General features: G+C 33.3%; 12 protein-coding genes and 1 tRNA gene. 8 read left to right on the forward strand and 5 right to left on the reverse strand.

Annotated elements, in window-relative coordinates:
- Positions 1-476: 476 nt before the first annotated feature.
- From ONG78_RS03230 to ONG78_RS03240, 3 genes are all read left to right on the forward strand, one after another.
- A tRNA-Val gene (locus ONG78_RS03230) sits at positions 477-549 on the forward strand.
- A 28-nt stretch (positions 550-577) separates the two neighbouring features.
- Positions 578-1,474 carry a cation diffusion facilitator family transporter gene (locus tag ONG78_RS03235; RefSeq protein WP_250120286.1) on the forward strand — a complete coding sequence of 299 codons (897 nt, stop codon included), beginning with the start codon at positions 578-580 and terminating at the stop codon, positions 1,472-1,474.
- 55 nt (positions 1,475-1,529) lie between these two features.
- Positions 1,530-3,413 (forward strand): hypothetical protein, encoded by a 1,884-nt coding sequence (locus ONG78_RS03240; protein WP_264377655.1) that lies wholly within the window; start codon positions 1,530-1,532, stop codon positions 3,411-3,413.
- Here ONG78_RS03240 and plsY read toward each other — a convergent pair.
- The 5 genes from plsY to ONG78_RS03265 are packed head-to-tail and all read right to left on the reverse strand — an operon-like array spanning position 3,408 to position 8,272.
- Positions 3,408-3,986 (reverse strand): glycerol-3-phosphate 1-O-acyltransferase PlsY, encoded by a 579-nt coding sequence (gene plsY, locus ONG78_RS03245; protein WP_405197775.1) that lies wholly within the window; start codon positions 3,984-3,986, stop codon positions 3,408-3,410. The two genes, ONG78_RS03240 and plsY, sit on opposite strands and share 6 nt — an antisense overlap.
- Positions 3,987-3,995: 9 nt before the next feature.
- Entirely contained in the window at positions 3,996-5,462 is a 1,467-nt protein-coding gene (locus ONG78_RS03250) for an alanine/glycine:cation symporter family protein (RefSeq protein WP_264377656.1), read from the reverse strand.
- 2 nt (positions 5,463-5,464) lie between these two features.
- Entirely contained in the window at positions 5,465-6,799 is a 1,335-nt protein-coding gene (locus ONG78_RS03255; RefSeq protein ID WP_264377657.1) for an alanine/glycine:cation symporter family protein, read from the reverse strand.
- A 22-nt stretch (positions 6,800-6,821) separates the two neighbouring features.
- Entirely contained in the window at positions 6,822-7,592 is a 771-nt protein-coding gene (locus tag ONG78_RS03260; RefSeq protein WP_264374590.1) for a CDP-alcohol phosphatidyltransferase family protein, read from the reverse strand.
- Complete coding sequence (locus ONG78_RS03265) at positions 7,589-8,272, reverse strand: phosphatidylserine decarboxylase (protein WP_264374591.1); 684 nt, start codon at positions 8,270-8,272, stop codon at positions 7,589-7,591. Before ONG78_RS03265 ends, ONG78_RS03260 begins: the two co-directional genes overlap by 4 nt.
- Before the next feature lie 218 nt (positions 8,273-8,490).
- On the opposite strand from ONG78_RS03265, the gene ONG78_RS03270 reads away from it, so the two are divergent.
- From ONG78_RS03270 to gyrB, 5 genes are all read left to right on the forward strand, one after another.
- The gene (locus tag ONG78_RS03270; RefSeq protein ID WP_264377658.1) at positions 8,491-9,357 is read left to right on the forward strand and encodes an ankyrin repeat domain-containing protein; all 867 of its coding nucleotides are present in this window, start codon (positions 8,491-8,493) and stop codon (positions 9,355-9,357) included.
- A gap of 70 nt (positions 9,358-9,427) precedes the next feature.
- Positions 9,428-10,504: a hypothetical protein gene (locus ONG78_RS03275; protein WP_264377659.1), complete on the forward strand. Its 1,077-nt coding sequence runs from the start codon at positions 9,428-9,430 to the stop codon at positions 10,502-10,504.
- 58 nt (positions 10,505-10,562) lie between these two features.
- Complete coding sequence (locus ONG78_RS03280) at positions 10,563-11,435, forward strand: IS982 family transposase (protein ID WP_019236992.1); 873 nt, start codon at positions 10,563-10,565, stop codon at positions 11,433-11,435.
- A gap of 49 nt (positions 11,436-11,484) precedes the next feature.
- Positions 11,485-11,628, forward strand: a complete 144-nt coding sequence (locus ONG78_RS03285; RefSeq protein WP_264377660.1) for a hypothetical protein — start codon at positions 11,485-11,487, stop codon at positions 11,626-11,628.
- Between the two features lie 221 nt (positions 11,629-11,849).
- Positions 11,850-14,222, forward strand: coding sequence for a DNA topoisomerase (ATP-hydrolyzing) subunit B (gene gyrB / locus ONG78_RS03290; RefSeq protein ID WP_264377661.1), 2,373 nt, complete (start codon positions 11,850-11,852; stop codon positions 14,220-14,222).
- Positions 14,223-14,304: the final 82 nt, after the last annotated feature.

The following is a 14,304-nucleotide window of genomic DNA, read 5'->3' on the forward strand; positions in this document are numbered from 1 at the left end:
AGCTACTTCCGCTAAGAAAGTGTAAATTCTCATATTGATATAATTTATATCTTAATAAAAAAGTATAGATAGTTAACTCAATATGAAAAATCGAGAATATAGCTAAAATTCCATAGCTGTTAATAAGTAGCGGAATTATAATTAAGAAATTTACTGAGTAGAAAAAAAGGTAAAAAAATCCTTTAGTAGCGAGTTTTATAATGTAAATTGGCGTTGTAATAATGTGCTAACAAGCGCGATTTGGCTGAATGTAGAAAAAATAAAAAAAGCCGCTATAATTTTTATGTAATTTGCCAATAAATACCTGAGTTTTTTACTGAATTTTGTTGTTAAACCCGCGAAGATAAAAACAAGTATGAATACCCTTGCTAATATAGTAAGGAAGGTAAGAAGGTTTGTCAAGGAATTTCATCCAGCAAGAAGTCTAAAAGCAAATTGACTTTCATTTCACTGAAGCACTATACTAAGGTTAAGATGGGTAATTAGCTCAGTTGGTAGAGCACTTGCTTGACGTGCAAGGGGTCGCTGGTTCGAGCCCAGTGTTACCCACGTTTTTTTGCTCATAAAAAGATTTTGTATGACAGCAGTGCACAATGGCAAACACTCAATAGCAGAGTCCAAGCGCTTAATTTATTCCATAATAATAGTTGCAATAACAATGCTTATGGAGATAGTAGGTGGAGTAATTTCACATTCGCTTGCTCTACTATCAGATGCAGGGCATATGCTCACTGATCTTTTTGCCTTGATTTTAAGCTGGGTAGCGCACAAATTTTCAGCTAAGAAATCTGATTTACAGAGGTCATATGGGTATCACAGATTGCAGATAATTGCAGCATTTGTTAATGGTTTAACTCTATTTTTCATTGCAGCGGTCATTATAATTGAATCAATAAAGAGATTCATTTGTCCGGTCAATGTGGAATGGAAAGTAATGCTAATAATTGCCACACTTGGCCTAATCTCTAACATTATAGTCTTTTTTATATTACATAGTAAATGCGAAAGTAATATAAACATAAAAAGTGCTGTATTGCATGTTATCGGAGATATTTTAGGTTCTGTAGCTGCTATACTTGCATCCATAATTATCATGTTTACCGGATGGCAAATAGTGGACCCTATTTTGTCAGTATTTGTCAGTGTAATAATCTTAAACAGTGGATATAAAATTCTCAAGAATTCTTGCCATATACTCCTTGAAGGTACACCTGAGAGTGTATCTGCTGAGGAGATAAAAAGTGAGATTGTATCTAAGTTACCTGAAGTGATAGATGTGCATCATATACATGCATGGTCACTATCTGATAATTATTTTATACTTACTATGCATGCCAAGATAAAGCAAAATGGACAACACACTAATATTTTGTATGAGATAAAAAAAATACTATTAAATAGGTTCGAAATTGCGCACTCTACAGTTGAAATTGAATACGATGAGTGCGTAGACAGTAAAATACTTAAGCATTGACATCTATAGGCTATTTGTTATTACTACAATATCATAATATTATAGAGAGTAGGCTATGATAGGTATTTCCCAAATACAATTTCCTGGAAAGGATTCTTACAGATTAAAGACAGCAAGTTACTTCGCAGCTTTTGTTTCTTTAAGCATTTTAGTTAATCCTGCCAATGTCTTTTTATCTTTTGCCACATTGTTTTTTAGATCTGAAATAAAAACTTTTTACGTTTATAAAGACATAAAAGCTGCAAAGCAGGAAAAAATAAGTAAAAAGGAATATTGGGAAATATTTTTTAAGGATAATAAAATTAAGATAGCATCTTTCCTTTTATTTTTTGCCTCTATAACATATATAACTTTTACAACTACTTTCCTGCTTGTTTCGTTACTTGCAACAATACCACTTGCAATGATTTTAATTCTATTACAAAGTGAATTAAGGCCAAAGGATTTTAATCCATTTACGTTACTCAAAGCTGCTATTAGTTTCTTTTTAGAAGGCATAAAAGAAAACTCACGTGGGCTAGTCAATAGCTTTGATATTAAGCTTGAACATTTACTACCCCATCAATTAAATAATGATATCATTAAAAATATTGACAAATTAAAAGATAAATATACTGAACAAGTATCTGAAGACACTATTAATAATGAGGGATTTAAAGAGTTTATTGAATATATAAATCACTTACATATGCTTGATGGCCAACCATTTAGTAATGAGAATAAGGGAAAATTAGTAATGTTTTTGCAAGATTTTTGCAAAGGTAATGAGAAACATAGCTCTGGTTTCACTGGTGGACAAATTCTTCTGTTAGTTCTTAGAGCCTGCAATGATGGAGATAGAGAAGCTGTAAAAAATAAAAAAGACGCGTTGATTGCAAATTTACTAGATAGCCAAACTTTCTCTAGAAAAGAACGAATTCCTAACACATGTTTTACTGGTGTTATCTACAGAATGTTAAGTACATTAGAGGGTATTCATTCCGATCCAGAGATTAAATTTACACCACCTAGACAAATGCTCCTTACAGAAGCAGAAAATGAAGCACGTAAGTTTATGTTAGACAGGCTAAAAAATAAGAAGAACAGTAAAGAAATTCTTAGGGCTTGGCATAACGCCCAAAATAATTATGAAGATGATAAAAGTCAAAAAATAGTTGATGATTTTATTGCAGAAGTAAGTATTTCCTTAATGAGAAATTTACTGAGTTTTACTTCTCAATATAGTGAACAAATTGTGCTGACGTTAATGAAAAATATCAGCTCTGTAAAGTTAAATAAATTAGAGCACTTTGCGCTGTCTCAGCACATAACAAATAAACTACAGGGGGATGGTTTAGACGATCAACTCGAAAACATCAAAGGAAAAGTCTTTTTGGAGCCTTTAAACCAAAATTTACTTAGAACAGATTTTTTTCTCAAGGACTCATCTTTAACTGAAGCTAAGAGAATAGCTAGCAAAATAATAAAAGAAGAAGTAAAAGAATTAAAATTGAAAGCCAAGAAGACTATTAAGGGTCAAGTGGCCAGAATGTTAGATAGTTTAAGAACGTTACCACTAGAGAAAAGGTGTTATAGGGTATACACGGAACTGAGTAAAAATAGCAGAGACGATAAAGAAGAAATAAAGAAAATTCTGCAAGAAAAGCTAGCAATAACAGAAGCAGTGATAAATAACATGTTAAAAAAAGAAGCTTCACACAGGCTAGAGATAGAGATTGAAGATATTTATAATCAAAATAAGCGCAATGTAACCACACTTTATGAAAAAATACAAGAAGTGAAGCAAAGATTCATTGAAGATGAATTTTTAATACCTCAAGAAGTAGAGAGTATAACAAGAGTAAAAATTACAATCTTAAATAAAGAAGATAAAATAATACCATCAAGCAGTTTATCTCGTAGTTTAAGTGTCAGTGATTTAACATCTCACCGCTTATAAAAACTTATGCTCTCTGCCTTGCAGAAGATTTGCAATATTTTTATAATGCTTCAAGAAAATTAATATCGCTACAGTGAGTAGTATAAGGAATAACTCCTTTTGAAAAAAGAAAGATGCTATAACAGCTGCTGCATTAGCAGCCAAGGAAGCAAGAGAGGAGTACCGAAAGATAAAAAATACTATTAGCCAGACAAGTACAAATGCTAATGCTATAGAAATGTTAAGTGCTATCAAAGCTCCCAAAGTTGTTGCAACCCCCTTTCCTCCATTGAACCTTAGCCAAATAGGAAACATATGCCCTAGAACTGCTAAAATTGCAGATACATATATATAAAAATCGTTATTATCACAAAATTGTTGTGCTGTATAAACCCCGACAAATCCTTTCAAAGAGTCTAAAAATAATGCGAGGACAGCAAGTCTCTTATTTCCTGTTCTTGCAACATTTGTAGCACCAATGTTTCCTGAACCTACTTCTCTTAAATTTATACCATTTATTTTTGCAATAATTAAGCTAAACGGTATTGAACCTAATATGTAAGATAATACAAAGACTACAAATATCTCTATCATAGCAGAAATCTAGCTAATTTTGTTATTCCTTAGCCTTTTTAGATAACATTGGACTTCATTGTTAATCTGATTGCTAAACAGTATAAGTGCTGTCATATTGATGAGTGCTAAGCAAGAGAATAAAGCCCCACCAATATTAGCAATAGCCATTATATCTTTGGAAAGACCAGAGAGAAATGCCACAATTATTACCGATATTCGGTATATCACTATACTCTTTGGACCAAATAAATATAACCATCCCATTTCACAACAATATACAAATGAAATTACTGAGGAAAACGCAAACAAAGGCGCAGCGATGGTTAAAAGTATAGGAAACCAAGAAGAAACTGTTTCAAATGCTTTTTGGGTGATCAATATTCCCTCGCCAATGCCAGTCTGGTATGCACCTGTTATTACTATTGTTATTCCTGTTAAGCAACAAATTAACATTGTATCAAAGCATGGTTCTATCATCGCAACTAGTCCAGTTCTTACTGGTTCTTCATCCTTAGTTGCTGCATGAGTAATTGATGCAGAACCAACACCTGCTTCACTGGCAAAAATTGCCCTTTGAATTCCAGCAACAAATGCTCCTACCACTCCTCCACCAACGGCATTGAAGTCTATCATACTGGAAAACAATATTTTTAATGTATTGCCAAAATTGTGAATATTGAATGCAATGATTGTGACACAACTCAAAATATATATTAGTGACATGATAGGCACTAGTGCAGAAGATACTCTAGCTATTCTCCTAATTCCACCGATAATCACCAGAGCAAGTAGCGTAGAAATTATGGAAGAGAGAAACCAAGGATGACCATCTATCCAATTTGAATAGCCAGATAATATTGAAATCATTTGGTTAGTTTGAAATGCTACACTTCCACCAAGGCCTGATAATACAAAAACCGCTGCATATATTGCAGCCAGTACGATACCAAATTTTTTAAATCCAAACTCTTCTAGCCCATTTCTTATATATTGAAAGGGACCACTGAATAACTGCTCCTGGCCTTCTGTTCTGTGTCTGAATGCTAAAGTTACTTCAGCAAACTTTGCAGACATACCAAAAAAGCCTGTGATCATCATCCAAGGTACCGCTCCTGGCCCTCCCATTGAAATTGCAATTGCAACACCAGCAACAGTTCCAAGGCCTACTGTGCTTGATAGCGCGGTTACAAATGCCTGAAAATGCGTAATGTGACCATCATGATGATCTGTGTCATATTTTCCACATAAAATAGCGAACGCATGCTTAAACATCCTTATGTTGAGAAATCTAAAACGTAGTGTTAGAAATATATAACCAAAGGCCAATAAAAGAATTATAAATGGTACGTGAAAGATCTTGAAAAACAACACTTCATTCATGAAGTTGCTTACTCCATTTAATGCAGTGTCATAACTTTTATGAAAAACTGAAGCAGCGTATACATCATTAAATGGTAGGCAAAATAACATCATGCAAAGCAATCTATAAATCATGTTTAATACCTTTTGTAATAAGAATCTATTGTATTTAAGACTTCCCTTCTCAGTAGATATATTGCAACAGCATTTGGAATCATAAGGCACATAAACAGGCTATCGCCTAAATAAGATATAAATTCTATATTTTTTGACATACAACTGATATACACTGAACCCACTATAAGAATTTGGAACAATATCAGTACTTTTTTGTTACCAAATAAGTACAACAGGGCAACTTCACAGTAGTAATAGTAAGCTATTATTGTGGAAAATGCAAAGGAAAACATTATCAGCGGAAGAGCTAGCTTGCTCAATAAAGGCAAGGCTGTTGAAAATGCTGAGCTAACTAACGTAATATCACCTACGGTATTAGTGCTATGCATATCGGTGATAATTATCACAATACCAGTCAAAAATGAGACTAATATTGTGTCTACAAATGGTGCAATCATTGCAACACTTCCAACTTTAACTGGGTCTTTCTCTTTTACAATCGAATGTGCTATAGCTGCTGTTCCAGTACCTGCTTCATTAGCAAACACTGACCTTCTTACCCCTGCTATTAATCCACTCAATACTCCACCTCCTATAGCTGATTTGTTAAAGATATCTTGAAATATTATAGATAGAGCATTCAGTAGATTATTTCCGTTTACACAGATTAAATATATACACATGCCTATATATAACATTATCATGATCGGCCCTAAACCTGTTGCAACTAAAGCAATTCGCTTTATTCCTCCCAGTATTACAATTAATACAAATAGCGAGATAATAACAGATGTGTTGTATTCAAATAAGTTACTTGACAACGCTGCAATTTGATTTGCCTGAAATGGTATGCCGCCTAGAATCATTGCAACAAGCAGCATAACTGCGTAGATAAATGCAAGGAATTTGCCAGTCTTCATAAATCCAATCTTTGCAAGTCCATGTTCCATATAATAAAAAGCCCCACCAGTTGTGTTTTCAGAGCGATGAGTAAATGCAAGCACTACTTCAGCAAATTTTATTGACATGCCAAGTACTCCGGTAATTATCATCCAAAAAACTGCACTTGGCCCCCCTATTGTAATAGCTATTGCAACTCCTGATATTGTTCCAAGACCAACTGTTCCTGAAATTACCGTTGCAAATGCCTGAATGTGGGTGATTATGCCGTTATTATTATGGCTCTCTAGGTTGAATAGTGTTTGTATCCCATATTTGAACAACCTAAAGTTAATGAATTTGAATCGAATCGTACAAAAAACCCCAGTTGCAATTACCCAAATAATTATAAATGGTATGTTGAATATCTTTATATACAGAAGAGAGTTTAATAGATCAGTTGCTTTTACAATCATGCTGCTCACTACTTTTATATAGCTAATGAGTTTTATATGTGTAGTATATATAAAGTCCAGTGCTTATTGGAATAGTAAGTATATACAATGCACCTAAAATTGGTAGTGTTATCCAGGGCTTGCTTATAAACAGTATGATCAATATTCCAAAAAACGACACAAATATATAGGATAGGCTTCTAGGAACATAAATGTGCTTTGCAGAGAAAGTTGGAATATGACTTATCGAAAAAAATGAAATGGCCAAAAAGTAACAAGCTGTATTCTTTACGTTAAAAAATTGCTCTATAAGAAGTAAGTATTCACTCTCATGAGATTGAAAGGTAATAATTATTGGTAACAGAGCAAGTAAAGCGCATACAGGAGCTGGAACGCCGGAAAAGAAAAATTTTTTCCAGTATAATTGTTCTGAATGTAGTAAAACATTGAATCTTGCAAGTCTTATTGATATGCAGATTACATATATCATTACTAAAATCCATCCTACAACTTTAATTTCCTTTAATTTCCAAAAATATAAAAGAAAAGCAGGTGCTGAACCAAAATTTAGAAAATCTGCAAAAGAATCAAGCTGTGCTCCAAAATCGCTAGTTGATTTTAGAATTCTTGCTATTCTGCCATCCATTCCATCTATTATTGCTGCAATGATAATAAAAATTGCTGAAAATTCCCATTGTTCATTAAATGTGAATTTAAGTGAAGTAAGGCCAGCACATAAACCTAGTAAAGTTATAAAATTTGGAAATAACTTGGTAATAGGTAAGGATTTACCGTTACTTTCATCGTTATTCATACAATGTCAAAGGTAAGCTTCTCTTGTTTATTTAAATCTGCTATAACTGTCTCACCACCAATAACAGTTTGGCCTTCTGAGACTCTTACCTCTATTCCAGCAGGGATATAAATATTTACTCTACTGCCAAATCTTATAATTCCAAACCTTTCACCTGCTTTTACATTCTGAGACGCTCTTAAATTACAAACAATGCGGCGTGCGATAAATCCAGCTATTTGTTCCACAATGATTTCTTTTTCCTTTTCATACTCAATCACAATAACCTGCTTTTCATTTTCATTACTGGACCTATTACTCATTGCAGAAACAAACTTGCCTTTCTTGTAGCTCATTTCCTTTATCGTACCAGATATTGGTATACGATTCACATGAACATTTAAAACACTTAGAAATATGCTGACAAGCGTAAACTTTTTCTCTTCTCTATTCTCTTCTGATAAAGGGTAACTAACTTCTTCAATTTTTGAAACCACACCATCAGCGGGACTTAATATAAAATCCTTATTGTTTGGTACAGCTCTTGCTGGATCACGAAAGAAATAAGTACATAGTAGTGTTGGTAATAAGCAAGTAATTCCAGTCCCCCAAGATATAGAAAATGCTATACACGTTACTATAAAGGAAACAATTATAAATAAATAACCTTCTCTGTTTATGTTAGGCAAACCAAAGCACATAACTTATTCTCAATAATTCATTATTAACAATTTATCATTTATAATTTCTCATGAAAAGCTTTTTTTCACTTCTTCACTTTTGGAATGCTTATATAAGCATTGATGGATATTAAATCTTTAATAAAAATTAAAGATTTTTAGCTGTTGTTAATATTATTTTAATAAAAAATTAACAATTATTCTTAATAATGTATGAATTATTATGTTCGTAATTTCGTATGACAGGGGAAATAGAAAAAGATGAATCTCCTTCCTTATACTCTGCAATTCGGATGGGTGATATTGAAGCTACAGAGCTACTAATAAAGTCTGGTGCAAACGTCAATGATAATTATGAACGTAATCGTACGCCACTGCATGTTGCTATCGGGTATAAGCAGTTTGAAATAGCGAAATTGCTGATAAATAACGGAGCAAACGTTAACGCAAAAACTGGAAATCATGGCAAAGATGACTTAACACCAATGCACCTTGCAATTTTTGCAAACACGCCAGAGTTTATAGAATTGCTAGCTAGCAATGGTGCGTCAATTGATGAAAGAGAAAGCACTGAAGGACATACACCTTTTCACCTTGCTACTTTATATGGAAATAAAAGTGTAATACAAGCCTTAGTTGACAAGGGACAGAATATTGAAGATATTGATAATAATGGGCGTACAGCTTTATTTTTAGCTATTAGGCAATGCACTGAAGCAAAGAATGATAGCAGAGTAGAAGTTATCGAGTATTTGATGAATAAACTCAAAGCAGACATAACGAAAAAAGATAATAATAACAACACAATACTTTTTCCTGCTGCTAATAATTGTCCTGGAAAAGTAGTGGAACTCATCATTAAACAATATATAGAAAGCTTTGGTAGAGATCGGTTGAAGGATTTTATCAACCACAAAAATAAAGATGGAATAGATGCTTTGGATATTGCACTCAATAGTGGAAATGAAAAGGCCATTGAAGTACTGAGATCATATGGAGCAGATATCGAGAATAAGGTAACTCACAAGATTACTGCAGAAAAACCAATTAGTAGCCTAGATGAAGCAGAAAGTATAGAAGTGGTATCCCCAATCAAACAAAAATAAAAGCAGCTCTAAATTCCTTGCTTTATTTACATTCTTTCTATAGCATGACATATTAATGTTAGAATAGGGTATGTTTGCAGGTCAAAATAATAATCAACAGCAGAATAGAAATAGAGCACAGACTTTAATAGAAAGAGTGCAAAATGCTTACAACAACACTAATAAAATTAAAAGATTCATTAATATAGTTTTATTAATAAGTATGATTCCTTCATTTTTTCTTCTTGTACAGCTCTCTTTGTATTTATCATTAGTAAATTATTTTTTCAAACCAAGGGAAAATGAAAAAAGATTATCAGCGTGGCTAAAAAATGTTATTAGAATAACATTAAGCATTTTTTTAATTATACACATTATTAATTCCTGTGTGCTTTTGGTACTGCCTATATTGTGGTTATGGTTGCTAAACAAATCACTCATTGAAGAAATACAGCAGTTTAACGATTTAATACAACAAATTCCAGAGGAAGAAAGGCCTATTTTCTTTCAAGATTTAGCAGCCATTCCTTTTATGGCACAAACTACTCATGACCCAAGTGCAGTTGCTAGTATAAACTTGAGTGTTGATAGACTCATAGAAAAGTATAAAGAGAATTTAAGCAAAGATGAATTCTATGTACAGCTAAATAGAGGCAACACAAACGACATTGAAGAGTACATCAAACAATCAAATGAATTTACAGAAGGCGATAAATCTCATGCACTTGAATGCTTAAGATTTATCAATAGAACAGGAGATAATTTTAAAGACAATCATAGTAAGTTAACACTAAAGCAAGCAGCTATTTTATGTTGGAAAGCCTGCAATGATAGAAATACAGGGACAGAAAATCAAAGAACTCCTTTGAATGATGAAGACATAAAAAACAGAAAAGATATGTTTTTAAAAGGTCTTGTAGACGCTGCAACAACTTACGGTAATCAAGGTCAAAGTTGTGCAGGTGGAACATACAATAAATTATTTGAGTCTTTATCTGGCTTACATCCATCAGTGGTTATTACACTCGATGGAGAAGAGGCTAGAGAAATGATAAAAGAAACGATCACACAAAAATTCCCTGAAATGGCCAAAGCCAATTTCACCAATTTCCCTGGAATAGAACAAGAAAGGATCCGTAGCGAGTTACAAACGCTAACTATGGATTAGAAGAGAATAAGAAAAGAGGGTAAACTCCAGTATTTTAGAGATAATAGGAGGTTACCCAGTGAATAAGAATGTAACAGAATTATTCTGTTTTGTAGATGATTATTGTAAAATAATAGACAAAAATTTTGCAGGTAGATTATTATCCAATGGTAAAAAACCTACAAGAGTGCCAGAAATAACGCATTCCGAAATTATAACAATAATTCTGTTATATCAGCAATCTAGATATGAAAACTTTAAATCATTTTACATATGTTACTTACAGTTGCTGCATAAGTCAGACTTTTCTAGACTACCTTCTTATGATAGATTTATTGCGCTAAAACCTCGAGTTTTATGGTATTTAGCAATGCTGCTACAATGGTTATGTGAGCAGGCAAAAAATACAGGTATTTCCTACATTGATTCAACTCCTATCACGGTCTGTCATGCAAAAAGAATATCTAAAAATAAAGTTTTTACTGGAATTGCAAAATTAAGCAAAAGCACTTATGGCTGGTTTTTTGGTTTTAAATTACATGTAGTAATCAATGAAATAGGCGAAATTCAAGGTGTTACGCTAACCAAAGGTAACGTTGATGATAGAAAGCCAGTTCCGGATCTGACTAAAAAACTAACGGGTTTATTATTTGGAGATAAAGGTTATATCCAAAAAGGTCTGTTTCTACAATTACTTGATAGAAATTTAAAGCTTGTTACCAAGATAAAAAAAGGGATGAAAAACGCATTAATCTCTCTAAATGAGAAGATTTTTCTGAGGAAAAGATCTATTATTGAAACAGTTTTTGGTTACCTAAAAAATAGATTAGAAATTGAACACACTCGCCACCGATCTCCTTTTAACTTTCTGGTTCATATTTTTTCTACACTCATTTCATACTCTTTACAACGTAAAAAACCTTCCATTTCCAATTCTTTCTTTGTCGGCTAATCCATAGTTAGCGTTACAAGAGTTATCATCTGAAACAGTAAGGTATATTATGACTACGCATTCAGCTCTTGAGAGAAGGTGTCAAGAGTTCAGCGATAGATTAAACAATGATAAACAGAAAGAAATATTAAAAGAGTGTATGAGCAACTTATCCGGTGTTGATCTAGAAAGTCCAATTGAAAGAAGAAGGTAAATTGTATTTGATTGTGGCCATTTATTTTGAAATATGAAGCAGAATTTTGTATGGTTGTTTCAATTTAAGTCTATGTATTGAAATAACATGTAAAACCACTTCGTGTAGGTGATGTATTATATTTTATCTATATGTCAAGAATCCTTCTCTCAACTTAAAGATGTTGCTAATCAGCACATACAAATGTAATATTAATTAATATTTATAAATAAAGCAATTCCATGGAAAGTAATTACAACGCTGATGCAATAAAAATCCTAAGAGGTCTTGATGCTGTAAGAAAGCGTCCAGGTATGTACATTGGTGATACTGATGATGGATCAGGCTTGCACCATATGGTGTATGAGGTTGTTGACAATGCGATAGATGAGTCTTTAGCTGGTTATTGTAGTAAGATTGAAGTTAGCATAAATGAAGATGGCTCAGTATCTGTAACCGATAATGGTCGTGGCATTCCAACTGATATTCATGCAGAGGAAGGAATATCAGCAGCAGAAGTAATAATGACCCAATTGCATGCAGGAGGTAAATTTGACAGCAATACCTATAAGGTTTCTGGAGGATTACATGGTGTTGGAATTTCAGTTGTTAATGCGTTATCGAGTTGGCTGGAATTAACCATCTGGCGCAATAAGAAGGAATATTTCATACGCTTTGAAGATGGTGAGTCTGTTGAATCTTTAAAGGTAATTAATGAAAACACAAATAAAAGAGGAACTAGAGTAACGTTTATGCCATCAACGGGGACTTTTAGTAGTATTGATTTTAGTTACTCCACTCTTGAGAGTCGCATCAGAGAATTGGCATTTTTAAACTCAAATATTGAGATCATTTTGTGTGATCTCCGTAATAAACCACATGTAAAGTCTCATTTTAACGATAGTAAAGAGTCTGAAGATAATTTTGGTACAGCTAATTTTGTACGGTACTTAGACAAGAATAAGACACATGTTACTAAAATTGCCAGCATTAGAGATAATGTAAAAGATCTAGGTACCAGTGTAGAAATATCAATGGAGTGGAATGATTCCTACTATGAGAATATGCTATGCTTCACAAATAATATAAGACAACGGGATGGTGGTACGCATTTGGCGGGGTTTAGATCTGCACTAACCAGATGTATCAATAACTATGCAAACAATGAAGGTTTTTTGAAGAAGGCAAAAGTGAATTTGACTGGAGAAGATGTTAGAGAAGGCTTAACTTGTGTTTTATCTCTCAAGATGCCTGATCCTAAATTTTCTTCACAGACAAAAGATAAATTGGTCAGTTCTGAAGCGCGGGCAGTTGTAGAGAGCATAGTTTTTGACAAGTTGAGTACAATACTTGAAACTGACCCCAAGTTAGCAGCAAGTATAGTAGAAAGAGCGATTAGGTCAGCAAAAGGAAGAGAAGCCGCAAGAAAAGCACGAGAGTTAGTTAAAAATAAAAACAATATTAATATTGCAACTCTACCTGGAAAGCTTGCCGATTGTCAGGAAAAAGTTCCTGAGTTATCGGAATTGTTTATAGTAGAGGGTAATTCCGCAGGTGGTACTGCAAAGCAGGGACGTAATCGTAAAACACAGGCGGTACTTGCTTTAAGAGGGAAAATTCTAAACGTAGAACGTGCAGGGCTGGATCGTATTTTTTCATCTGCAGAAATTGGCTCTCTGATCACGGCAATTGGGGCTGGAATAGGGAGTGAGCACTTCGATATTGAAAAAACTAGGTATCATAAAATTATCATTATGACAGACGCAGATGTTGATGGCTCGCATATAAGAACTTTGATTCTAACTTTCTTTTTTAGACATATGCGTGAAGTAATTGAAAAAGGATATTTATACATAGCGCAGCCACCGCTCTATAAAGTTACAAAAAATGCTAAAGATACTTATATCAAAGATGATGAAAATTTTGAAGAGTATATAGTAAATTCAGCGATTAAAAAATTAACATTAAATGGTGTAGGCAAAGATTTGCGTTTCGTTTTGAATAAGTGCCTCAGTATTTCAAACATTAGCAAAAATTATGATAGGGAAATACCAAAAGATCTCTTAGAATCATTGCTAATTTTAAGCAAAAAGAATGCTCTATTGTCTGCTGATGAGATATTAAAATATTTAAAATTGATGTATAGTGAATATAATTGGGAAGTAGAAGTAAAAGATGAGGAAATTCACATTGCTAAATTGTTTCAAGGGTTAGCAGACAAATATGTATTCTCGCTTAGTATGCTTGAAAGTAAAGAAATACGGAATATATTGAGTTCTCTTGATAACATAATTGACTTATTTAATGGTGATTCATTTTTACAGTCGCAAGAAACTGAAATAAAAATAAAGTCTCCAAGTGCACTCGCAAAAATAGTGATGGATTATGGTAAAAAAGGTTTAACTCTGCAGAGATTTAAAGGCCTTGGTGAAATGAATGCTGATCAGCTTTGGGAAACTACACTCAATCCAGAAACTAGAACTCTGTTAAAAGTTGAAATAAAAGATTGTGAGGAAGCAGATAGCATATTCTCGGTGCTAATGGGTGATATAGTTGAACCACGTCGTGACTTTATAAATAACAATGCACTTAACGTACATGATGTTGATATTTGATTTTAGAAACGCTAAACCCTTATGGCTTAGCATTGTGTGCCAAACCGGCTATTTAAAACGTACTACTAATCAGTCTATTTCA

This window comes from Wolbachia endosymbiont (group B) of Philonthus cognatus, from assembly GCF_947179345.1.
In the GTDB taxonomy this organism is placed as follows: Bacteria; Pseudomonadota; Alphaproteobacteria; order Rickettsiales; family Anaplasmataceae; genus Wolbachia.

Coding starts and splice junctions, on each gene's coding strand:
- ONG78_RS03235 (WP_250120286.1), top strand. CDS start 578: ATGACAGCAGTGCACAATGGCAAACACTCAATAGCAGAGTCCAAGCGC.
- ONG78_RS03240 (WP_264377655.1), top strand. CDS start 1,530: ATGATAGGTATTTCCCAAATACAATTTCCTGGAAAGGATTCTTACAGA.
- plsY (WP_405197775.1), bottom strand. CDS start 3,986: ATGATAGAGATATTTGTAGTCTTTGTATTATCTTACATATTAGGTTCA.
- ONG78_RS03250 (WP_264377656.1), bottom strand. CDS start 5,462: ATGATTTATAGATTGCTTTGCATGATGTTATTTTGCCTACCATTTAAT.
- ONG78_RS03255 (WP_264377657.1), bottom strand. CDS start 6,799: ATGATTGTAAAAGCAACTGATCTATTAAACTCTCTTCTGTATATAAAG.
- ONG78_RS03260 (WP_264374590.1), bottom strand. CDS start 7,592: ATGAATAACGATGAAAGTAACGGTAAATCCTTACCTATTACCAAGTTA.
- ONG78_RS03265 (WP_264374591.1), bottom strand. CDS start 8,272: ATGTGCTTTGGTTTGCCTAACATAAACAGAGAAGGTTATTTATTTATA.
- ONG78_RS03270 (WP_264377658.1), top strand. CDS start 8,491: ATGACAGGGGAAATAGAAAAAGATGAATCTCCTTCCTTATACTCTGCA.
- ONG78_RS03275 (WP_264377659.1), top strand. CDS start 9,428: ATGTTTGCAGGTCAAAATAATAATCAACAGCAGAATAGAAATAGAGCA.
- ONG78_RS03285 (WP_264377660.1), top strand. CDS start 11,485: ATGACTACGCATTCAGCTCTTGAGAGAAGGTGTCAAGAGTTCAGCGAT.
- gyrB (WP_264377661.1), top strand. CDS start 11,850: ATGGAAAGTAATTACAACGCTGATGCAATAAAAATCCTAAGAGGTCTT.